This window comes from Aeromonas sp. ASNIH1, assembly GCF_002934285.1.
Classification (GTDB): domain Bacteria; phylum Pseudomonadota; class Gammaproteobacteria; order Enterobacterales; family Aeromonadaceae; genus Aeromonas; species Aeromonas caviae.
This window is the reverse complement of the sequence record NZ_CP026228.1, coordinates 2352501-2374777: the sequence shown is the minus strand read 5'-3', so window position 1 is coordinate 2374777 and position 22277 is coordinate 2352501. Positions and strand designations below refer to the sequence as shown.

20 protein-coding genes and 2 rRNA genes (1 of these 22 only partly in view) are annotated in these 22277 nt (G+C 59.9%); 11 read left to right on the top strand and 11 right to left on the bottom strand.

Annotated elements, in window-relative coordinates:
• Positions 1-214: 214 nt before the first annotated feature.
• Positions 215-1876 carry a putative transporter gene (locus C2U37_RS11575; protein ID WP_010675535.1) on the bottom strand — a complete coding sequence of 554 codons (1662 nt, stop codon included), beginning with the start codon at positions 1874-1876 and terminating at the stop codon, positions 215-217.
• A 121-nt stretch (positions 1877-1997) separates the two neighbouring features.
• Positions 1998-2630 (bottom strand): PAQR family membrane homeostasis protein TrhA, encoded by a 633-nt coding sequence (trhA, locus tag C2U37_RS11570; protein WP_104452322.1) that lies wholly within the window; start codon positions 2628-2630, stop codon positions 1998-2000.
• A gap of 190 nt (positions 2631-2820) precedes the next feature.
• Between trhA and C2U37_RS11565 the strand changes: the two genes are divergently transcribed.
• The 3 genes from C2U37_RS11565 to C2U37_RS11555 all read left to right on the top strand — a co-directional run bounded on the left by C2U37_RS11565 (position 2821) and on the right by C2U37_RS11555 (position 5304).
• Positions 2821-4326, top strand: a complete 1506-nt coding sequence (locus tag C2U37_RS11565) for an aminotransferase class V-fold PLP-dependent enzyme (RefSeq protein ID WP_104452321.1) — start codon at positions 2821-2823, stop codon at positions 4324-4326.
• A 105-nt stretch (positions 4327-4431) separates the two neighbouring features.
• A complete protein-coding gene (locus C2U37_RS11560) occupies positions 4432-4983 on the top strand; it encodes a septation protein A (RefSeq protein ID WP_104452320.1) in 552 nt (183 codons plus the stop codon).
• A gap of 24 nt (positions 4984-5007) precedes the next feature.
• Positions 5008-5304, top strand: a complete 297-nt coding sequence (locus tag C2U37_RS11555) for a YciI family protein (protein WP_010675539.1) — start codon at positions 5008-5010, stop codon at positions 5302-5304.
• Between the two features lie 60 nt (positions 5305-5364).
• Here C2U37_RS11555 and cysQ read toward each other — a convergent pair whose 3' ends face one another.
• On the bottom strand, positions 5365-6135 hold the full coding sequence (cysQ, locus tag C2U37_RS11550) for a 3'(2'),5'-bisphosphate nucleotidase CysQ (protein ID WP_104452319.1): 771 nt from the start codon (positions 6133-6135) through the stop codon (positions 5365-5367).
• Between the two features lie 164 nt (positions 6136-6299).
• Here cysQ and C2U37_RS11545 point away from each other — a divergent pair, with 164 nt between their 5' ends.
• From C2U37_RS11545 to C2U37_RS11535, 3 genes are all read left to right on the top strand, one after another.
• Positions 6300-6617, top strand: a complete 318-nt coding sequence (locus C2U37_RS11545) for a ComEA family DNA-binding protein (RefSeq protein ID WP_104452318.1) — start codon at positions 6300-6302, stop codon at positions 6615-6617.
• A gap of 94 nt (positions 6618-6711) precedes the next feature.
• Positions 6712-7623, top strand: coding sequence for a UTP--glucose-1-phosphate uridylyltransferase GalU (gene galU, locus C2U37_RS11540; RefSeq protein ID WP_010675542.1), 912 nt, complete (start codon positions 6712-6714; stop codon positions 7621-7623).
• Between the two features lie 213 nt (positions 7624-7836).
• A complete protein-coding gene (locus C2U37_RS11535) occupies positions 7837-9234 on the top strand; it encodes a peptide MFS transporter (RefSeq protein WP_052815577.1) in 1398 nt (465 codons plus the stop codon).
• Between the two features lie 70 nt (positions 9235-9304).
• Here the strand turns inward: C2U37_RS11535 and C2U37_RS11530 are convergent, their stop codons facing one another.
• Entirely contained in the window at positions 9305-10276 is a 972-nt protein-coding gene (locus C2U37_RS11530; protein WP_104452317.1) for a response regulator, read from the bottom strand.
• A 275-nt stretch (positions 10277-10551) separates the two neighbouring features.
• On the opposite strand from C2U37_RS11530, the gene C2U37_RS11525 reads away from it, so the two are divergent.
• From C2U37_RS11525 to C2U37_RS11515, 3 genes are all read left to right on the top strand, one after another.
• The gene (locus C2U37_RS11525; protein WP_039041329.1) at positions 10552-11226 is read left to right on the top strand and encodes a DnaT-like ssDNA-binding domain-containing protein; all 675 of its coding nucleotides are present in this window, start codon (positions 10552-10554) and stop codon (positions 11224-11226) included.
• 72 nt (positions 11227-11298) lie between these two features.
• On the top strand, positions 11299-12153 hold the full coding sequence (locus C2U37_RS11520) for a DnaA ATPase domain-containing protein (protein ID WP_010675546.1): 855 nt from the start codon (positions 11299-11301) through the stop codon (positions 12151-12153).
• Between the two features lie 127 nt (positions 12154-12280).
• On the top strand, positions 12281-12916 hold the full coding sequence (locus C2U37_RS11515; RefSeq protein WP_104452316.1) for an SDR family oxidoreductase: 636 nt from the start codon (positions 12281-12283) through the stop codon (positions 12914-12916).
• A gap of 56 nt (positions 12917-12972) precedes the next feature.
• Here C2U37_RS11515 and C2U37_RS11510 read toward each other — a convergent pair whose 3' ends face one another.
• The 4 genes from C2U37_RS11510 to C2U37_RS11495 form a co-directional block, all read right to left on the bottom strand.
• Positions 12973-14166, bottom strand: coding sequence for an ABC transporter permease (locus C2U37_RS11510; RefSeq protein WP_104452315.1), 1194 nt, complete (start codon positions 14164-14166; stop codon positions 12973-12975).
• Complete coding sequence (locus C2U37_RS11505; RefSeq protein ID WP_104452314.1) at positions 14163-15296, bottom strand: ABC transporter permease; 1134 nt, start codon at positions 15294-15296, stop codon at positions 14163-14165. Before C2U37_RS11505 ends, C2U37_RS11510 begins: the two co-directional genes overlap by 4 nt.
• Positions 15296-16300 (bottom strand): HlyD family secretion protein, encoded by a 1005-nt coding sequence (locus C2U37_RS11500; RefSeq protein WP_080767988.1) that lies wholly within the window; start codon positions 16298-16300, stop codon positions 15296-15298. Before C2U37_RS11500 ends, C2U37_RS11505 begins: the two co-directional genes overlap by 1 nt.
• Before the next feature lie 73 nt (positions 16301-16373).
• Positions 16374-17780, bottom strand: coding sequence for a TolC family protein (locus C2U37_RS11495; RefSeq protein WP_199770527.1), 1407 nt, complete (start codon positions 17778-17780; stop codon positions 16374-16376).
• Between the two features lie 290 nt (positions 17781-18070).
• Between C2U37_RS11495 and dusB the strand changes: the two genes are divergently transcribed.
• Positions 18071-19036, top strand: coding sequence for a tRNA dihydrouridine synthase DusB (gene dusB / locus C2U37_RS11490; protein ID WP_010675552.1), 966 nt, complete (start codon positions 18071-18073; stop codon positions 19034-19036).
• Positions 19037-19061: 25 nt separating this feature from the next.
• Positions 19062-19358 carry a DNA-binding transcriptional regulator Fis gene (fis, locus tag C2U37_RS11485; RefSeq protein WP_005309538.1) on the top strand — a complete coding sequence of 99 codons (297 nt, stop codon included), beginning with the start codon at positions 19062-19064 and terminating at the stop codon, positions 19356-19358.
• 82 nt (positions 19359-19440) lie between these two features.
• Here the strand turns inward: fis and C2U37_RS11480 are convergent, their stop codons facing one another.
• From C2U37_RS11480 to C2U37_RS11470, 3 genes are all read right to left on the bottom strand, one after another.
• Positions 19441-20073 (bottom strand): LysE family translocator, encoded by a 633-nt coding sequence (locus C2U37_RS11480; RefSeq protein ID WP_104452313.1) that lies wholly within the window; start codon positions 20071-20073, stop codon positions 19441-19443.
• Between the two features lie 296 nt (positions 20074-20369).
• A 5S ribosomal RNA gene (gene rrf, locus C2U37_RS11475) occupies positions 20370-20484 on the bottom strand.
• A gap of 121 nt (positions 20485-20605) precedes the next feature.
• Positions 20606-22277 (bottom strand): 23S ribosomal RNA (locus C2U37_RS11470) (it continues 1217 nt past the right edge of the window).

Genomic DNA, 22277 nt, shown 5'->3' with positions numbered 1-22277 from the left:
CTGAAATATCGAAGGGCATATTGCTCCAGCCTCCAATGTGCCCGTTTATCAGGCCATAAACCAGTGAGAAAAATCGAATGAACAGACCGAAATGAAACCGAGTTTCGGGGTGAAAACGAAGGGACGCCGAAGATGAATAAAATTAATTAAATCAATAGCATCAATTGTGACAAAACGAAGACGGGAGCCTCATCGGCTCCCGTCTCGTGAAGTGTCAGACACCGGCCCAGAGCAGGATGGCCAGCAGCTGGGGCGAGATGATCCGCAGGAACATCACCAGGGGGTAGACGGTCGCGTAAGAGAGTGCGCTGGCACCACTGGTGGGGTGCATGCCGTTGGCAAATGCCAGAGCGGGAGGATCCGTCATCGAGCCGGCCAGCAGACCGCACAGCGTGAGGTAGTTGAGCTTGCCATAATGGCGTGCCAGCACACCCACCAGCAGCAGCGGGATGAGGGTGATTGCCACACCGTACATCATCCATGCGGGACCGTCGCCGTTGATCAGGGTGTCGATGAAGCCGGCCCCGGACTTGAACCCCACCACCGCCAGGAAGAGCACGATGCCTATTTCCCGCAGCGCCAGGTTGGCGCTCGGCGGCATGAACCAGTAGAGCTTGCCGATGCTGCCGATACGAGACAGGATGAGCGCCACCACCAGCGGTCCCCCTGCCAGCCCCAGCTTGAGCGCCGCCGGGAATCCCGGCAGGTAGAAGGGAATGGATCCGAGCAATACCCCCAACCCGATACCGATGAAGACGGGCAGCATCTGCACCTGTTGCAGTTTCTGCTGCACGTTGCCCACCACGCTGGTGACCGCCTCGATGGCATCGAGCCGCCCCACCAGGTTCAGGATGTCACCGAACTGCAGACTGGTCTGACTGGTCGGCACCAGCTCGATGCCGGCCCGATTCAGGCGCGAGATGACCACATCGTATTTCTGCTTGATGTCGAGATCGCGGATCCGCTTGCCGAGCACCTGCTCATTGGTGACCACCACCCGCTCGACCCGCAGATCGGTCCCGCGGGTGGAGAGGGAGGTGTCTACCTCCTCTCCAAGCACCAGCAGCACCTTGTGCAGGGCATGGCGCTCCCCCACCAGGTGCAGCAGGTCGCCAAGTTCGATGCGCGAGTCGGGCTTTGGCACCATCAGCTCGTCGCCACGCTTGAGGCGGGAACAGATGACGTCCGCCTCGTCCAGACTCGGGATCTCGCGGAGCATCAGGCCATGCATATTGGGATTGCGCACGGCAATGTTGATGGTTTGCAGACTCTCCTTGGTTTTGCCAGCCTGCTGCTCGAAAGCAACCGCTTCCTCCTCAATCTTGATGTGGAAGAACATCCTGATGAGCCACATGGTGAGCAGGATGCCGCAGATCCCGAACGGGTAGGCCACCGCATAGCCCATCCCCATCAGGCCGGTGGATCCAGGATCCGCCCCCAGCTCGGCCAGGATCTGCTGGCCAGCCCCCAGGGACGGGGTATTGGTCACGGCCCCGGAAAAGACCCCGAGGATCACCGGCAGCGGTACATCGAACAGCTGGTGCAACGCTGCCGCCACCAGGCAGCCGAGCAGAACCAGCAGGGCCGCGAAGCCATTGAGCTTGAGGCCCGAACTGCGCAAGGAGGAGAAAAAGCCGGGACCAACCTGGATGCCTATGGTGTAGACGAACAGGATCAGGCCGAATTCCTGAATAAAATGAAGTGTTTGCTCATCCAGCTTCAAGCCGGACAATCCGGCGAAGTGGCCCACTATGATGCCGCCGAACAGCACCCCGCCGATACCCAAACCCACGCCATAGACCCGCCAGTTTCCCAGCCAGAGCCCCAGCACTGCCACCAGCGACAGCATGCTGATGGAAAGCGCGATCTCACTCATCGTTTGCATCCTTTCCAAACTGAACTGGCACTAGCTTGTCAGCAAACGAAGGGGGCAACTGTGGGGTGCCGCACGAATTCAGGCTTTCATGAGCACAAAAATACCAATTAAGGGTTAGCCATCAGATGTAGCCATAAATGGCCATGAAGTGGCACAGACTTCCCCCCAGCACAAACAGGTGCCAGATGGCGTGGTTGTAGGGAATGCGCTTGGCCACATAGAAGATCACTCCCAGGCTGTAGATGAGACCACCCAGCCCCAGCAGCAGGAGCCCGGTACCATCCAGATGCAGATAGAGCTGGTAGATGACCACCAGCGACAGCCAGCCCAGCATCAAATAGGTAAATAGCGACACCTTCTTGAAGCGATTGATGAAGATCAGCTTGAACACGACCCCCGCCAGGGCCAGCCCCCAGATCACCACCATCAGTCCTTGCGCCAGCGGCGTATCGAGCGCCACCAGCAGGAAGGGGGTATAAGTGCCGGCGATCAGCAGATAGATGGCGCAGTGATCGAACAGCTTGCTCCAGCGTCTGGCCGTCACCGAGCTCACGCTGTGGTAGAGCGTCGAGGCGAGATAGAGCAATACCAGGCTGGCACCGTAGACGCCGTAGCTCAGCAGTACCCTAGGCCCCTGATCCCACCCCTTGTGCAGCAGCAAGACCAGTCCCAGTCCGCCCAGCAGCAGCCCCAGCCCATGGCTGAGGCGATTCGCCCACTCTTCCCATGGGGAGTACCCCGTCACATCCATCATTACCTCCAACCCATTACCGGCCCACTCTAGCGGTCGACGTTTCAGGCTACAAGCGTTAGCTGAAAATAAAGGGCGAGGAGAGGGAGGGCCAGAGATGGCTGTGCCCCCCGCCCCTTTGGTGTATGCTCTGCCGCCGACGCCGCCCATGCGGATGGCCGCGTCTGCCCGACAATCTGGTCTGGAGAACCCGATGAAGCTCACTGAACTGTTTACACAACCGGATCCTGATTTCGGCAAGGCCATGACGGCCCTGCTGGAGCATTTCCATCATTCCGACGACAGTCAGGCCCCCTATCAGCGGGGCAGCTTCACCCACCAGCTCGATCAGTCGTGCATGCCCGCCATCGGCATCTCTCCCCGGGACTATCTGGCACGGCTCGCCACCCTGGTACCCGGGGCATCGCACCTCACCTCTCCCCGCTACATGGGACACATGACGGCACCGCTGCCGGCCTTCACCGCCGAGCTCTCCCGGCTCTTGGTGATGCTCAACCAGAACCCGATGAAGATGGAGTCCTCCCGTTTGCTGAGCTTTCTGGAGCGGGAAGTGCTGGCCAAGCTGCACCGCCTGGTCTACCGCCAGGACGACGCCTTCTATGCAGCACAGATGCATGCCAAGGATGCAGCCCTCGGCGTCATGACCAGTGGCGGTACCATCGCCAACGTCACCGCCCTCTGGCTGGCCCGCAACCGAGCCTGTGGCGACAACCTGTTCGCCCTCGCCGAGCAGGGCTATCGCGGCGCCGTCATTCTGGGCTCGCGGCTGATGCACTACTCCTTCGACAAGGGGATGGATCTGCTGGGACTCGGGGGTCGCAGCGTCTGGCGTCTCGACACCGACGAACACAACCGGCTCAGTCTGGCGGCGCTGGAACAGGCCCTTCAACAATGCAGGGAGCAGAAGCTCAAGGTGCTGGCGCTGGTCGGCGTGGCCGGCAGCACGGATTTTGGCTCCGTCGACCCGCTGCCGGAACTGGCCGCCATCGCCCGGCACGAGCAAATCCACTTCCACGTGGACGCGGCCTGGGGTGGTCCGACCCTCTTCTCGCCCCGCTATCAGGGATTGCTTACGGGGATAGAGCACGCCGATACCGTCACCCTTGACGGTCACAAGCAGTTGCTGGTCCCGCTCGGTACCGGCATGCTGCTCTGCCGCCAACCGGACCTGATGATGACGGTGAAGCGCGAGGCTCCCTACGCCATCCGCGCCACCTCCTTCGATCAGGGGCGCTTCACTCTGGAGGGGACCCGTCCCGCCAACGCGCTCTATCTGGATGCCGCCTTCCAGATGCTGGGACAGCAGGGTTATGCCCAACTCATCGACGCCAACTACGACAGGGCGCGGCGAATGGCCGCGCTCATCGACGCCAGTCCCGCCTTCGAGCTGATGTCGGCACCTGTCATGAACCTGCTCTCCTACCGATGCATTCCGCCCCACCTGCAAGGTCAGGTGCCCGATGTGGCGGCCAACGAACAGATCAATCTCTTCAACGTCGCCCTGCAAAAAGCCCAGCGCGCCGAAGGGCACAGCTTCGTCTCACGCACCCAGCGCGCAGTCTCCCGCTATGGCGAGCAACCACTCACGCTGCTGCGCGCCGTCCTGCTCAACCCCCTCATCGAGGAAGCAGACATACGCGCATTGCTGGACGATCAGGTGCGCCTTGGCAACCAGATTGCCAGCCAGCTGTTCGAGTAACCCGCCGCCCCGGGAAGGAACTGCCTGCAGAATGGACGGTCTTATTCATTTGCCGTTGTCTGACAGGCAGGTACACTGAGTGAAATTTTGAGACTAGAGCCCAGCATGAAGCAGTTTATCGAGTTCATCCCCCTGATCGTCTTCTTCGCGGTCTACAAGTTTTACGACATCTACACCGCCACTGGCGCCCTGGTGGTCGTCACCGGCCTGCAACTCCTGTACAACTGGCTTCGCTATCGCCGGGTCGAGAAGATGCAGTTGTTCACCTTCGTGCTGGTCGGTTTCTTCGGCGGCCTCACCATCTTCTTCCACGACGATGCCTTTATCAAGTGGAAGGTGACCGTCATCAACATGCTCTTTGCCCTCGCCCTGCTCATCGGCCGCTATGGCTTTGGCAAGAACCTCATCAAGCAGATGCTGGGAAAGGAGCTCCAAGCCCCCGACCGGGTCTGGGACAACGTCAATCTCGGCTGGGTCGGCTTCTTCACCCTGTGCGGTCTGCTCAACCTCTACGTGGCCTTCAACCTCTCCCAGGAGATGTGGGTCAACTTCAAGGTGTTCGGCCTGCTGGGCATGACCCTGGTCTTCACCCTGCTCAGCGGCGTCTATCTCTATCGCCACATGCCGGCCGAGCAGAACGCAGAACAGAAAAAATAACCGCAACCAGAAAGGGATTGTTCCATGTGGTATCTGATCTACTCCGAAGATGTCGCGGGCAGCCTGCCCCAGCGCAAGCTGGCACGCCCTGCCCACCTGGCCCGCCTGCAAGCCTTGCAGGATGAGGGCCGACTGCTGACGGCCGGCCCGAACCCGGCCATCGATGCCGAGGATCCGGCCGATGCGGGCTTCACCGGCAGCACCGTCATCGCCGACTTTGCCAGCCAGGCCGACGCCCAGGCCTGGGCCGATGCGGACCCCTATGTTGCGGCAGGGGTCTACGCCAGGGTGACCATCAAACCGTTCAAGAAAGTCTTCTGAGCCCATCGAGGCTGACAAGAAAAAGGCCGGACACTGTCCGGCCTTTTTGCATCTTCTGACTCATGCCCTGGCCACAAACCAGGGATTGAGGATATCAGGCTTGTTGTAGCAAAGCGGCGAACCATCGAGCCGGGTGACGCTGCCCCCCGCCCCTTCCAGTACCGCCTGAGCAGCCCCCGTATCCCACTCGCAGGTCGGCGCGAGCCGCGGGTAAAGCTCGGCCTCCCCCTCGGCAATGATGCAAAACTTGAGAGAGCTGCCCATGGAAACCAACTCGATCTCGCCCCGCTCCAGTTCGCCAAAACGGGCCAGATACTCGAGGGTTTCCTGCGACAGGTGATTGCGACTGCCCACCACGCGCCACACTTGCCCTGCGTCATGAGGACGGGTCTGGATGGTCTCGTGCCTGCCATCGGCCACACGCCAGGCGCCAATCCCCTTGCCCCCATACCAGAGCTTGTCCAGTACCGGGGCATAGACCAGCCCCCAGCGCGGGGTCCCCTGTTCAATCAGGGCGATATTCACCGTGAACTCGCCGTTGCGGGAGACAAACTCCTTGGTGCCATCCAAAGGATCCACCAGCCAGTAGCGGGACCAGCCGAGTCGCGCAGCCATCACCTCGGGGGAGGACTCTTCCGACAACACCGGGATATCGGGAGTGAGACGCGCCAGCGCCTGAACGATCACCTCGTGGGCCCCCTTGTCCGCAGCCGTCAGCGGGCTCTCGTCCTGCTTGTACTCCACCGCAAAGGGCTGGCTGTAGATGGACATGATGGCCTCACCGGCGGCGCGGGCGATGGGCTCCAGTTCGGAAATGGCGGGTAGATACATGGAAAAGAGTTCTCGCTCAAAGGGTTGGTCAGTGTAACCGAGTGAGTATCTTCGGCTTATAGCCGTTTGCACTGACTTATACAGTGTCAAAACTGACAGACAAAAAGTGGCGCAACACAGCTAATGATAAATGTGGCACTAACGCCACATAAGGACATGACGATATGAACAAGAAGACCCTGATCGCCGCACTGCTGCTGGGCTGCCTCCCCCTGTTGAGCCAACCTCTGCTGGCCGCCGACAAGGCGGCGACCAAGCCTGTGGCCACCACCCAAGTCAAGAAAAGCGGCAAGATCAATCTCAATACCGCCAGTGCCAGCGAGCTCACCGCCCTGAAAGGCATTGGCGAGAAGAAGGCACAGGCCATCATCGACCACAGGGAGAAGCAGGGCAAGTTCACCTCCGTCGATCAACTGGCGGACGTCAGTGGCATCGGACCTGCCACGCTGGAAGCAAACCGGGACATGATTATCGTCAAGTAGCCGGTTTGAATCCCTATCATCCCGAGGGCAGCCTGTGGCTGCCCTATTTTTCTTCGGGTATCATGAGCCCACTTTGTATCTTCGGACTCACTCCATGAAAAAGACACCGCTCGTTGTTCGCAAGGCCGTTCTCCCCGTTGCCGGTCTGGGTACCCGCATGCTGCCCGCCACCAAGGCCATCCCCAAGGAGATGCTGCCCGTGGTCGACAAGCCGCTGATCCAGTATGTGGTGCGCGAAGCCATCGCCGCCGGCATCAAGGAGATCATCCTGGTGACCCATTCAAGCAAGAACTCCATCGAGAACCACTTCGACAAAAGCTTCGAGCTGGAGGCGACCCTGGAGAAGCGGGTCAAGCGCCAACTGCTGGAAGAGGTTCAGCACATCTGTCCCAAAGACGTCACCATCATGCACGTGCGTCAAGGGGAAGCAAAAGGCCTGGGCCATGCAGTACTGTGTGCCCGCCCCCTCATCGGGGATCAACCCTTCGCCGTTCTGCTGCCGGATGTGCTCATCGACGAGGTGGCCAGCGATCTGAAGCAGGACAACCTGGCGGAGATGGTGCATCTGTTCGAAGAGGAGCAGATCAGCCAGATCATGGTGGAAGCCGTCCCCGAGAGCGAAGTGGACAAATACGGCATCGCCGACATCAAGGGGGAAGCCCTGAGCGAAGGCATGTCCCTGCCGATGCAGGCCATCGTCGAGAAGCCGCCCCGGGATGAAGCCCCGTCCAACCTGGCCGTGGTCGGTCGCTATGTGCTCTCGGCCAATATCTGGCCCTTGCTGGAAAAAACCCCGGCCGGCGCCGGCGACGAGATCCAGCTGACCGATGCCATCGCCATGCTGATGGAAAAGGAGCAGGTCAATGCCTACTTCATGAAGGGACGCAGCCACGATTGCGGCAGCAAGCTCGGTTATATGAAGGCCAATGTGGAATACGCCGTGCGCCATCGGGAACTCAGCAAAGAATTCACCAGCTGGCTGAAGCAGTTTGCCAAAGAGCTGTAATCTCTGAATATTTACAAGATAAGCAGAATAAAAAACTGGGCATCATTCGATGCCCTTTTTCATTTTATAAACAAATATTCAACCATTGATAGATAAAATATCGCTAAATCATAATATTGTAATTTAAAATCGCTTGTTCTATAAGGATTAAGGCTTGTTCCTAGCCCTTGCATAAAATTTCTAAAAAAATATAAGACACAGGTGGAAGTTCCAATGAATAACCCGTCCAAAGGGACCTTTTTAGGTCACCCTAAAGGGCTTTTTTTGCTCTTTAGTACCGAACTGTGGGAGAGATTCTCCTATTACGGCATGCGTGCCGTGCTCGTCCTCTATCTGACCGACCTGACCGCCAACGGTGGCATGGGCTGGACCCAGGCCGACGCCCTCAAGCTGTACGGCATCTATACCGGTCTGGTCTACATCACCCCCGTCATCGGCGGCTGGCTCGCCGATACCTTCCTGGGCCAGCGCCGTGCCATCCTGTTCGGTGCCGTGCTGATGGCCGCCGGCCAGTTTACCCTGGCACTGCCTCACGCCATGTTCCCTGACATGGTCAACACCGTCTTCTATGCCGGCCTTGGCTTGCTGATCGTGGGCAACGGCCTGTTCAAACCGAACATCTCCACCATGGTGGGTGACCTGTATAAAGAAGGGGATCACCGTCGTGACGGCGCCTTCACCATCTTCTACATGGGCATCAACCTGGGCTCCCTGCTGGCCGGCGTGATCTGCGGCGCCGCCGCCACCGCCTATGGCTGGCAAGCCGCCTTCGTCAGCGCCGGTATCGGCATGCTGCTCTCCCTGGTTGTGCAGGCCACCATGGCCCAGCGTTTCCTTGGCGACATCGGCCGTGTGCCCGCCGCCCAGCGTGCCGCCCTGCAACGCTCCAAGGAGCAAAAAGCGCCCCTGACCAAACAGGAAGTGGATCGCATCAAGGTGATCCTGGTACTGGGCCTGTTCACCATCATCTTCTGGGCCGGCTTCGAGCAGGCCGGTGGTCTGATGAACCTGTATGCCCAGGAGTATACCGACCGCATGATCGGCAGCTTCGAAGTGCCGACAGCCTGGTTCCAGTCCCTGAACCCCTTCTTCATCATCACCCTGGCCCCTGTCGTGGCCGCCATCTGGATCAAGCTCGGCAAGAAAGAGCCGAACTCCCCGGTGAAATTCGCCATGGGCCTGCTGTTCCTGGCCGTCGGCTTCCTGTTCATGATCGGTGCCGTGCTGGAGCAAGGTGGTGATCAGGCTGTCAAGACCTCCATGTTCTGGCTGGTCGGTGCCTACCTGTTCCATACCCTGGGCGAGCTCTGCCTCTCTCCCATCGGTCTCTCCATGGTGACCAAGCTGGCTCCGCTGCGCCTGGCCTCCCTGATGATGGGTGCCTGGTTCGGTTTCGTGGCCCTGGCCAACTATGCCGCCGGCTTCATCGGCTCCTTCGTCGGCGAGTCCGGTGCCATGGCCATCTTCGGTGGCATCGCACTGGCCGCCGTGATCAGCGCCCTCATCCTGCTGACCATGGCCAACCGCCTGGTCTACTGGATGCACGGTGCCGAAGGCCCGGCCAAAGAGCCCGAAGAACAAGAGCAGAAACTGCAGTCTGCGACCGTTTGACCGGTCAGGACAGCAGAGACCAAACAGGGCGCCCATGGGCGCCCTGTTTACATGTGTTCACTTCACGGCGTCAGTAGTGACGAACCTGCATCGTCAGGGCGCTGCCGCTGTCACTGCGAAACTGCAGATCAAAGGGCTCGTGCCAGCTTCGCCTGTGCAACGTGTAGCGACTGCTGCGCATCAAGCCGAGCGGCAACCCCCCTGCACGCATCAACCAGTGAGGTGAGGTGAGCCCGGCATTTGCAAAAAGCAGCCCGTCCTCCTGATCGAACAGCAGGGCCGCCATGGCAAAGGAGTGACGCAGGCCCGACTCTAGCAGTTGCAGATTGAGGTAATCCAGCAATCGGTGTGGCTGGGTCAACAGCAGGCTCTCTTGTTGCTGGTATTGGCGATAGGGGCCGTTCATCAGGGATCGCACCAAGGCACCACAGAAGGCCGCATCCACACCGAGGATGGGCAATTCCATCACCAGTACCAGCAGCTTGTCGTCCAGTTTGAAGGTATCCGGGATGAAGAGATTGCCCATGCCAGCAAAGGTGACCTGCCAGGGCCCCCACTCCTGCATGCCAGGGGGGGACAACCAGGCGAGCAGCCGGCTGCTCGCCAGATCGTGGCCACGGAAGAAGTCGATGTGCTCCATCAGTTCCAGCTGCTGGCTCTGATGCCCGAGGTTTGTCAGGCATTGCTCGATGCTGCGGCGGATCTGCTCATAGTCATTCACCGGTTTGATGAAGAAGTCCTTGGCCCCCGCCCGCAGCGCACGCTCGATCGCAGCCATCTGATCCTGACCGGAGATGACGATGACGGGCACCTGTGGATAGCGGGCGGTGAGGCAGGCAATCACCTCATGGCCATCCATGTTCGGCATGTTCAGATCACACAACACCACATCGGGGTGATAGAGCGCTGCGGCAGAGAGCCCCTCAATCCCGTCTTCTGCCTGAAAGACGCAGGCCCCGTCGTGCTCGAGATAAGATACCAGTGAGTGGCGAAAAACCGCTTCGTCTTCTACCACCAAGATCCGTAGTCCGGCTTTTGACATCTTGACAAAGCTCTTATTAGTCAAATGGTTATTTGAGCATTAAGACTAGATCATGGGCGCTGGATACCGCCACACAATATTGTCGAGCAGCGAGCCGGGCTGGCCTTGGTATCTGCCAAGCGTTTGAAATGGTCCGACTATTTTGATCGCCCCCTTGCGCAGAGATGGTCGGCAACCGTCGCCCGGCAGCCGTTATCTCGCAGGTCGGCCCCATGAATTGTATGAGGCACCGCCATGAGGGATAATGCCCTCCACTCCAGATCGTGAAGCAGACCATGACGCCAGCCGAATACAGCGCCCTCGCCCATCCCAGACTCTCCCATCCGGCCCGCAGCCTCTATACCCTGCAACTGCGCCGCTTGGTGCTGGAAAATCGGCTGGCCCGACTCAACTATCCCGAGCTTGGCCGGGCACTGGCTGTCGTCGATCCGGGCAATCCCGGTGGTTTCAGCTATCAGGTCAACGCTCGCCAGCTGACCGAACTGCTCGACGAGCTGATGGAGGCCGAACTGCTTCAGGTCGAGGCCCAGGCTGACAGTGAGCACTACCACCAGTGCCCTTTCCAGTTGCCGTTGCTGAGCCAGCGGGTGCGCAGCCCTCTGCCGGCACGCCCGTTCCAGATGCACCTGCAGTGGCGTCCGGACGAAGAACTGCCTGCTCTCGCACGCCTGTGCGGGGTGATCGATGCCAGCTACAGCGAAGAGGATCTCGGGGAGTTCATCGCCTACTGGCTCGGCCGCCCCGAGGTGTTCGACTCCCAGCACCAGTGGATGTTGAAATTTATTCGGGCCCTCAAGAGTCGGCGCTACGCCCGCCGCCCGGCGACCGTGGTCACCGGGTACCAGCAGGTCGCGCCAGCCCCGGTAGAGGCTGGCCCGAGCCGCCGGGCGCAAGAGATGATCGATGAGGCCAAACGGCTGGCACAAGCTCAGGAGCCGGAGAATGATTGATACCAGGCGGCCACGAAGTGCACTATTGACCCCCTGCCCATCCAGCCACAGCCCTAGCAGAAGGAGAATTCCATGACAGATCCGCACGACCCGATGCGCCAGGCACTGGAAGAGATCGAGGCCAAACGCCAGAAAATCGCCAAGGCGAGACAGGAGCAACGGGCTCATGATCCCGAGCTCAAGCGTCACGTCAGCAGCCTGCAGCAACGTATTCTCCGACTGCGGGCCGCAACCGGCGGCAGCCAGTACGACTACGAGACCCTGCGCAAGGAGTACGACGCCAAGGCCAATGCCGAAGTGCGCGAGTTGCAGAAGGCCGCCCGCCAGGAGCGGATCCAGAAGCTGATCGCCCAGGCCGACCTCAATCCGGACTGGATCTTCGACAAGATGGATTCCGGTGACCCGGCCCTGCAATACCCCATCGAGACAGCCCGCTACTTCATCAGCGGTTTCGAGCACTGGGAGAAGAGCGGCGGGGGCTGCATGCTGATCTACGGCGATTACGGCACCGGCAAATCCACCCTGGCGGGTGCCGTGGCCCACGAGTTGATCGCGCGCCACCAGAAGTCGGTGATCTTCCAGCAGTGGGCCTCCATCGTGGACAGGCTCTTCTTCAACGTCATCCAGGATCAGGAGGAGCGCAACCAGTACCGCCGCGCCCTGGAAGAGGTGGACCTGCTGATCATCGACGAGGTGGCAGCCAACCGCGCCAAGATGGCGGAGAGTCAGTCCAGCTTCCTCGGCCACCTGCTGCGCCGTCGTCGCAACCTGTCCAAAAGCGTCATCATCATCACCAACCACAGCCCCCAGAGCCTGCATCAGGCCATCGGTGATTTCAGCTATGAGGCGATCAAGGCGTTCAATCCGGTGGACATCCACCTGAGCGGACCCAGCCGCCGTCCCAGCATCGGCCATTACAACGGTTGATCCCGTCGGGCCGGCGTCCCTGATGTCCGGCCCTTCATATCCCCTGCACCTCACAAATAAAAACCACTCTCATTTACAGAGAGCCATCCAGGCTCTAGGCTTGCTCTTTTGTTCGAGAGGGCCTGTCATGCCAACCACACTCATCTTCGGTGCCAGTCGCGGACTGGGCCGCGCCTTCACCGACCACGCACTGCAACTGGGCCACAGGGTCGTTGCCCTGGTGCGCCATGCCGACATGGCCAGCGAGCTGCATACCCTGGGAGTCGAGGTCGTCATCGGGGATGCCCTGGACCCCCAGGCCGTGGCCCAGGCTTGCCGCTTGGCGGACAGGGATGCCCGGGTAGTCTCCACCCTCGGCAGCTTTCGCCAGAGTGCACCGGTGGATTATCAGGGCAACCGCCATGTGATCGACGAGATGGAGCGCGCCGGGCTCAGCCGCCTGCTGCTGGTCACCTCCCTCGGTTGTGGCGACAGCTGGCAATACCTGCCCGAGCGGGCTCGCGCCGCCTTCGGACACGAGGTACGCCTCAAGAGCCTGGCGGAAAGCTGGCTGCAGACCAGCACCCTTGAGTGGACCATTTTACGCCCCGCAGGGTTGCAGGATGGGGAGCCCACGGGTCAGGCCATCCTGAGCCAGGGGCAAGAGAGGCATGGCCTGGTCAGGCGCCAGGATGTGGCGATACGGGGTTTGCAACTGCTCACCGACCAGGAGGCGTGCGGCCAGATCTTTGCCATCGGCGATCCGGGTCTGAATCAGCCATGATCCCTGTGAATGGCAACACGGTCAGCCCAGTGGCTGACCGTGCTGTTGCAAGGCGCCTAGTCGGTGGAAGACGCAGTCGCCCCATCATCCGGCCCCGTTGCAGGGCACGGTTGACGCCAGCGGAGCAACCAGCACGCCAGAGCGCCATACAACAGTGCAAGCCCCCACAACTGCCACCAGTAGCGGGAGACCTGGGCAAAGTCGGCCCCCATCTGATTGAGGCGCAGGAATCCCTCGATGGCCGGCGTGCTCGGGGCCCACTGGGCCAGCCAGTTGAGGGGAGCCGGGATGAGCTCAAGGGGCCAGATAAAGCCGGCCAGGAAGACCAGCGGCAAAGAGGAGACAAGCACTACCTGGGTCGGCAGATCACGGCGGGTGAACAGGGCGCCGAGCAGGATCCCGAGCCAGGTGGTGGCCAGCAGGAACGGCAGGGTAAAGAGCCAGAGTTCGCCGGGTACAGCGGTGCGGGCAATACCGTAGTGATCGAAGCAGAAGCCGAAGAAGTAGGTCACCGGAAGGACGAAAAGAGCCCCCACCACCAGGGTGCGGGCCAGCAACAAGGCCGGCACGGGGGCATGTTGCCAGTAGCCTGACTCGCCACGGCGGCTGCGCTGGTTCTGGGTCGCTCCCAGGATGCCGGTCCCCATCAGCAACACCTGATGCAGGATCAGCACGAATACCGCAGGCACCACGTAGTTCACATAGCCCATGGTGGGGTTGAATACCGGCAGCACATTGAGGGCCACCGCGTTCCAGCCCATGGCGGCCTGGGGCAGCGCCTCGCCCTGGCTCAGCAGCCTGGCCACCTTCACCTGGGCGGCGAGCGTGCCCCCCGCCTGGGCCAGCCCTTCGGCAATGGTGCCATAGACCAGGAAGTAGGAGGCATCCCCGGCATAACCCAGGGTCACGCTCCTGCCCAGCATCAGATCCCGATAGAAGTGGCGGGGAATGTGCAAGATGCCGCTCGCCTTGCCGGTCAGCATCATCTGGCGGGCCTCGTCGAGCGAACCGGCACGGGCCACCAGTTTGACCTGCGCCGTGGCATCGGCCATGAACTCCAGCTGGCGGGAGAGCTGGCTGCCATCCTCGTTGACCACCACCACGGGCTCTTCCCTGGGCAATTGGTGCAGGTAGGGCTGGGGGTAGAGGAAGGAGTAGAAGAAGACGCCGCCAAACAGGGTCAGCATGATGGCGCGATCCGCCAAGAGGGTGCGCAGCTCAAGGCGCACCAGATCCCAGAATCCCATCATGGCCTGGACTCCTCATGGGGTAGCGCGCCCGACGGCGTCCGGTAGCGGTGTACCACCAGCAGCAGGGGCAGCAGAAACAGCAGCAGGGCCCCGAGCTGGGGCAGGGCCGCCGTCAACGGTTGACCGTAGTTGGTTTGCCCGATCTGCAGCTCCACATAGTGGGAGATGGGCAGCAGGCTGCGCCAGAACTGGGCCACATCCCCCATGGCGCTGACCGGAAAGGTGACCCCCATAAAGGCGAAACCGGGAGCCGTGTAAGCCCCCGCCAGCGACAGAGCGCGCGCCGGATCCCGGATGATGGCGTAGAAGAAGGCCCCCATGGTGACGCAAGCGGCCGACGCCAGTCCCAGCCCCGCCGTCAGCACCAGCCAACTGCCTTGCATGGGGTACCCAAGCCCCTTGAACAGCAGCAGACTCCACGCCAGACCCCACCCCCAGCCGATGAGCACATGGGGTAGCAGGGTACGCCAGAGGCCGAACCAGACCCCTCTGGTGGTCCAGTCCAACCCGAGGCGATCGGTGCGGGCCAGGGCGTTCAGGCCATAGAGCACCACCAGGATCTGCCACACCGCAGGTAGCAGGGCGCTCAGCAGAAACTGGGCGTAGCTGGAATTGATGTTGTAGAGCGCGGTAACCTGGCTCGCAATGGGTACGGATTGTCCCAGGGCACCGGGCAGCGTCTTGCCGTCGGCCATGGCCGAGAGCACGCCCACCTGGCCATTGAGAGTTCCCACCACCTGGGCCAGTGCGGAGTTGACCAGCTTGGCAATCAGGATGAACTGGCCATTGTTGAACACGGTCACCCTGGGTTGGGTCCCCTCGCGGGCATCCCGCTCCAGGTGATGGGGGATCACCACCAGGGCATAGATGTCCCCCCCTCGCAGTGCCCTGGCCCCTGCGTCGATGGAATCAAACTGCTGGGCGACCTTGAGCCCGGCGGAGCCATCGAGAGAGAACGCCAGTTGTCGGGAGAGGGTGCTGCGATCCAGATCCACCAGACCGACCTTGAGATCCCGCGCCAGGCCGGCTGAAAAGATCCAGCACAGGATCCCTATCAGCAGCAAGGGGACCCAGCTCGCCAGCGCCCGGCCGAACGGGTCCTGCCAGAGCAACTGCCATTCGCGTCCCATCAGAGCTCGACCAGCACGCTCATGCCGACCCGCAGCCCGTCAACCGGCTGCAAGGGGCGCGCTTCCACCTGGAAGCTTTTCATGTCGAACCCCTGGCGGGTGTCGGTGGCACGCCAGGTGGCGAAATCCCCCATCACGGCCACATGGGTCACCTTGAAGCGCACCAGCTGATCCCCCAGGCCGGGAATACGGGCATCAAACTCGGTACCGACCGGGAACCTTGGCAAGAGGTCCTCACGGACATGGAACTGGGCCCAGGCATCCTTCATGTCGAGCAAGGTCACCACGGGGAAGCCCTGGGGAGCCAGCTCGCCGCTACGCAACAGCACCTGGGCAACTTCCCCCTCGTGTGGGCTGGCGATGCGGGTATCGGCCAGATAGGCTTCCACTTCCGCCACGCCGCCAGCCGCCATCTTGGCCTGCTCGCGGGCCGCTATCTTGGTCTCTTCCCGCGCCCCTTCCAGTGCCATCTGGTATTGCTGCCAGGCCATGCCCTCGCTGTACTTCGCCGCCTGCCAGGCCGTCCAGGCCTCGTCACGCTTTTGCAGCGACATCACGCCATCCCGATGCAGGCTGGCAATGCGCTCGTAGGTTTTGCCATGAAGCAGGGCAGCCGCCTTGGCCTGTTGCCACTGATCCTTGGCGGCCGCGATCTGCTGCACTCGCGCCCCCTTCTCGGCCTCTTCGGCCATGGCACCCGCCGCGGCCTGCCCGGCCTTGGCCTGACTCAGCTTGGCCTCGATCTCCGGGCTCGCCAGAGTGAACGCCAGTTGGCCCCTGGCCAGTTGATCCCCCTTCTTCACCAGCACCTCGTCGATGCGGCCCGCCACCTTGGAAGAGACCGAATACTGCTGCGCCTCTATCTGCCCCTGCAGACGCACCGGCTCCGGCTGATAGGCCAGCCAGAAGCGCCAGCCAAGCCAGAGCACAAGCAATACCAGCGCCAGTGGCAGCAGCCAGGGCTTGCCCTGGCTCATCTTCTTCTTGATGGGGGGATGACTCATGAATTCACCTCGGCAAACGGGCGACCCTTGACGGTCGAAACGGACATGAATAACGGAGTGGAAGAGAGCGCGATCATGAGTTCACCTCGATCGCCTGGCCATGCTGATACTGGTTGAAACTGTTCATCTGACCGGAGAGTGCCAACAGGCGGGCCAGAGAGATCACGTATTGATAGGCGGCGGCGGCGCGCTGGGTCTTGACCCCGGCAAGCTGAGTCTGGGCATCGACCACATCGAGGGAAGTGGAGAGCCCCTGACCGAATGCCTTGTCACGCAACCGCACGTTCTCCTCGGCCAGCGCCTGGGTCGAGGAGAGAGAGTGATACTCTTCCAGTCCTTGGGCAGCCTCGCGCCAGGTCTTCTCGACCAGCAGCTCCAGATCCTGGCGGGTCTTGGCTTGCAGCAGGTTGACCTGGAGTTCGGCGCTCTTGGCTGCCTGGACCGTCTCGGAGCGGCCATCACGACTCACCAGCGGCATGCTGACCCCGACCCCGACCAGCCAGTCCGGTGTGGTCTTGGAGACGATGGAATCATCTTCATAGAGGTTGTAGTTGCCGAACAGGAAGAGCTCGGGGGCGTACTTGCCCTTCTCCAGCTTGATCATCCCCTGGGCCTGCTCCTTCTTGGCCGTCAACAGCTTGAGACCGGGATGCACCGACAGGGTCTCCTCCACGAAGGGAGACAAGGCTGGCATCCCTTCGTTGATGAAGAGGGCGGTATTGGGCTCAGCCTGCTTGAGCTTGAGCATGTGGCCGAGCGCCAGCTGGGCGATCTCCAGGCTGCGCCTGGCCTTCTGGGTATCGATGCGTGCCCTGTCATAGGCAGACTGGGCCGACAGGCGCTCCACCTTGGCGATCTGCCCCTGGGCTTCGAGCTTCTTGGCATGATCCAGATGGTGTGCCAGTCCCTGCTCGATCTCCTGCTTGGTCTGCACCACCTGCGCCGCCAGCACCACCCCGAAGTAGGTCTGGGAGAGGCTCTCGAAGGTCGACTGCTGTTTGAGCACCAGCAACTGCTCAGCCTCGCTCACCTGGGCCTGACGAATATCCTGGGCCGCATCGATGCGCCCGCCGGTAAAGAGCGGCCATAGCATCTTGACCGAACTGGTCACCACGTTCTGCTTGGTGAGGGGGGTGACAAAATCGCTCGGGCTGAGGTTGAGCGCCTGCATCACGGGCCCCAGCACCTTGCCGAATTCCGGATGACTGGCGATGGGGTTGAGATCCAGCATGTCCAGCTCCATCGGCTGATCGAGATGGGTATAGCTGGCCCCCACATCCACCTTGGGCAGGTACATGGCCTTGGCCGCCTCCCGCAGTTGCTGGGCTCTCTCCACCCCGGCCTGCTCTGCCGCCAAGCCGTCATCCTGCTGGATGACCCGGCTCCAGGCCTCGGTAAAGCTGACCGTCTGCGCCTGGGCCGACCCCAGCACGACACCCAGCAGGCATGGGCAGAGCGATTTGATGAACTTTGCCGTCATACATCCCCGATCCGTTTGTAATGAAATTGTGTAGAGCCTTTGCTCAATTCAGGCCCGCTATCATAGCCTAAACCGGCTTGAGAGGGAGACTCACAAATCACCATCCCCCTCACTCGCGCCCCCCTGACCATGGTCACAGACAATATGTCCGATTTTCAAGCACTCCTGAATTTGCAAGCCTTGGCGCGACGTTTTTTTCAGAAAAAAATGGCTGACGCTCAAATACTAACCTTTTCTCCTGACTAAAAAATGCGTAATATACGCCGCCCTAAGCCGATGGTAACCGTGGAATGCAGATAGGTCCCCACACGCTTGAAACTCCCCTGATCGTGGCCCCCATGGCCGGTGTAACAGACCGACCATTTCGTGAACTTTGTTTACGTTTGGGAGCCGGTATGGCCGTTTCCGAGATGCTGCTGGCCAACCCGGATGTCTGGGATACCCAGAAAACCCGGATGAGAATGGATCACTCTGCTGAAGGCGGCTTGCGATCGGTCCAGATTGCCGGTGCCGACCCCGAGATGATGGCGTTTGCTGCCCGCTACAACGTGGAGCAGGGCGCTCAGATCGTCGACATCAACATGGGATGTCCGGCAAAAAAAGTGAATAAGAAGCTGGCAGGTTCCGCCCTGCTGCGTCAGCCAGACCTGGTCAGATCCATCTGCCGGGCCGTGGTGGATGCGGTGGAAGTACCTGTCACCTTGAAGATCCGCACAGGATGGGATCCGGATAACCGCAATGGCGAGGAGATCGCCCGAATCGCCGAAGATTGCGGTATCGCGGCCCTTGCCGTGCATGGTCGTACCCGTGCCTGCCTCTACAAGGGCGAAGCGGAGTACGACACTATCAGGGCGATTAAGCAGGCCGTATCGATTCCTGTTGTCGCCAATGGCGACATCGATAGCCCGGAGAAAGCCCGGTATGTCCTCGACTATACCGGTGTCGACGCCGTGATGATCGGCCGTGCTGCGCAAGGACGACCCTGGATTTTCCGGGAAATCCGCCATTTTCTTGAAACGGGCACCAAGCTGCCGCCTCCCGACAGGGAAGAGGTTCGCACCCTGATGAACGAGCATGTCACCAATCTGCACCAGTTTTACGGTGCCTATCTGGGAGCGCGCATTGCCCGTAAACACGTGGGCTGGTATCTGGATGAAGAAGAGGCGGGCCGAGAATTCCGTAAGCACTTCAATGCCCTGGATTGTGCAGACGCACAACTCGAGGCACTCGAAGCGTATTTCGATGGATTAGGTTAACGCATAACTAAAGAGCCGACCGAATATGTTCGAACAAACCCTGACTTCTGATGCATTGGTAACAACTACTCACAATCACGCTGCCGAGCCGACCCAACGCCCCCTGCGTGACTCTGTGCAACAGGCCCTGCGTAACTACCTGGCCCAGTTGAACGGTCAGGAAGTGATTGATCTGTACGATATGGTTCTCTCCGAAGTCGAAGCTCCCATGCTGGACGTGATCATGCAGTACACCCGTGGCAACCAGACTCGCGCCGCCGTGATGATGGGCATCAACCGCGGTACCCTGCGCAAGAAACTCAAGCGTTACGGCATGAACTGATCCCGGTCATTCTGCTGCAGTGCAGACGAAGGCGTATCCCAGCGATGGGATACGCCTTTTTCTATGCCCGGAGTTTACCTGCTCACTCCACCGCCAGCTTGATACCAAGCCCCACGAACAGCCCCCCCATCACACGATTCAGCCAGGTGGCCACCCGGGCGGGCAATCGTACATTGCGGCTTGCAAACGCGGTGGAAAACGCCAGCAGATGGCACCAGATCATGCCGTTGAGATTGAAGATGCAGCCCAGCACGATGAATGCCATCGCCTTTTGCGGTGAAGCGGGATCGATGAACTGGGGCACAAAAGCGAGAAAGAAGAGCGCCACCTTGGGATTGAGGACATTGGTGAGCAACCCCTGCCGAAAGATGCGCCCATAAGAGAGCGCAGGCAGCGCCACAGCCCCATCCACAGACGTTAAAGTGCCACTCCTCTGCCAGAGCATGGACACGCCGAGGTAGACCAGATAGAGCGCCCCCATCAGCTTGATGACAGCAAACAGCTCGGCGGAGGCACTCAACAGGGCAGACAGTCCCAGCGCCGCCGCCAACACATGCACCATGGTACCTGTCCCGATACCCAATGCCGCCATAGAGCCTGCACGCCATCCCTGGGAGCCGCTGCGCAGCATGATGAGCAGGGAGTCAGGCCCAGGCATCATGTTCAACAACAGGCCAGAAACGACAAACAGCGCCAGATCGTGGATCCCCAACATACACAGCTCCTTGTACATGAAAGAAACAGTCTATGGATCCTGAAGTACTTGTCACTCCCGTTTCCGGCGATAGTGATTATCAAGGAAGGGAATAGCGTTTGAGCCGGAGATATTTGACGCTCAACCAGGTGAAAAAGAGAGATTGAGCCGTTTGAAAGGCAGTGATACTGGCTGAATAGCAATGTTTATCGATGCAATTGACTGGATTTTGAGCATTATCCAGACTTATTATCTAAAAAATAAATTTCAGGCAATAAAAAACCCCGCTCGAGTGAGCGGGGTTTCTTGTATTGGGTGCCTGGCAGTGTCCTACTCTCGCATGGCGAATGCCACACTACCATCGGCGCTACAGCGTTTCACTTCTGAGTTCGGCATGGGGTCAGGTGGTTCCACTGCGCTATTGCCGCCAGGCAAAATCTTAATCCAGAAAGCTGACGTGAGTAGTGATGTTGCACTTGGCTTGTCACTATCACTGAATTAGGTAAGTAGTCTCGCACTTGCTACAAGGCCAGAAACACTTCTTGGGTGTTGTATGGTTAAGCCTCACGGGTAATTAGTATGGGTTAGCTCAACGTATCGCTACGCTTACACACCCCACCTATCAACGTTGTGGTCTCCAACGGCCCTTTAGGACCCTCAAGGGGTCAGGGATGACTCATCTCAGGGCTCGCTTCCCGCTTAGATGCTTTCAGCGGTTATCGATTCCGAACTTAGCTACCGGGCAGTGCCACTGGCGTGACAACCCGAACACCAGAGGTTCGTTCACTCCGGTCCTCTCGTACTAGGAGCAACTCCCTTCAATCATCCAACGCCCACGGCAGATAGGGACCGAACTGTCTCACGACGTTCTGAACCCAGCTCGCGTACCACTTTAAATGGCGAACAGCCATACCCTTGGGACCGACTTCAGCCCCAGGATGTGATGAGCCGACATCGAGGTGCCAAACACCGCCGTCGATATGAACTCTTGGGCGGTATCAGCCTGTTATCCCCGGAGTACCTTTTATCCGTTGAGCGATGGCCCTTCCATTCAGAACCACCGGATCACTATGACCTACTTTCGTACCTGCTCGACCTGTCCGTCTCGCAGTTAAGCTGGCTTATGCCATTGCACTAACCTCCTGATGTCCGACCAGGATTAGCCAACCTTCGTGCTCCTCCGTTACTCTTTGGGAGGAGACCGCCCCAGTCAAACTACCCACCAGGCACTGTCCGCGAGCCCGATTCAGGGCCCTGCGTTAGAACATCAAACATACAAGGGTGGTATTTCAAGGACGGCTCCAGCGCAACTGGCGTCACGCCTTCAAAGCCTCCCACCTATCCTACACATGTAGGTTCAATGTTCAGTGCCAAGCTGTAGTAAAGGTTCACGGGGTCTTTCCGTCTAGCCGCGGGTACACCGCATCTTCACGGCGAATTCGATTTCACTGAGTCTCGGGTGGAGACAGCATGGCCATGGTTACACCATTCGTGCAGGTCGGAACTTACCCGACAAGGAATTTCGCTACCTTAGGACCGTTATAGTTACGGCCGCCGTTTACCGGGGCTTCGATCAAGAGCTTCGCTTGCGCTAACCCCATCAATTAACCTTCCGGCACCGGGCAGGTGTCACACCCTATACGTCCACTTTCGTGTTTGCAGAGTGCTGTGTTTTTGATAAACAGTCCCAGCCATCTGGTCACTGCGACTCCCGACAGCTCCATCCGCAAGGGACTTCACCATCAAGAGCGAACCTTCTCCCGAAGTTACGGTTCTATTTTGCCTAGTTCCTTCACCCGAGTTCTCTCAAGCGCCTTGGTATTCTCTACCCGACCACCTGTGTCGGTTTGGGGTACGATGACTTGTAATCTGAAGCTTAGAGGCTTTTCCTGGAAGCAGGGCATCAATGGCTTCCGCACCGTAGTGCGTTCGTCTCGTGTCTCAGTGTTGTGTCTCCGGATTTGCCTGGAAACACCACCTACGCACTTTCACCAGGACAACCGTCGCCTGGCCCACCTAGCCTTCTCCGTCCCCCCATCGCAATTACAAGTCGTGCAGGAATATTAACCTGCTTCCCATCGACTACGCCTTTCGGCCTCGCCTTAGGGGTCGACTCACCCTGCCCCGATTAACGTTGGACAGGAACCCTTGGTCTTCCGGCGAGGAGGCTTTTCACCCCCTTTATCGTTACTTACGTCAGCATTCGCACTTCTGATATCTCCAGC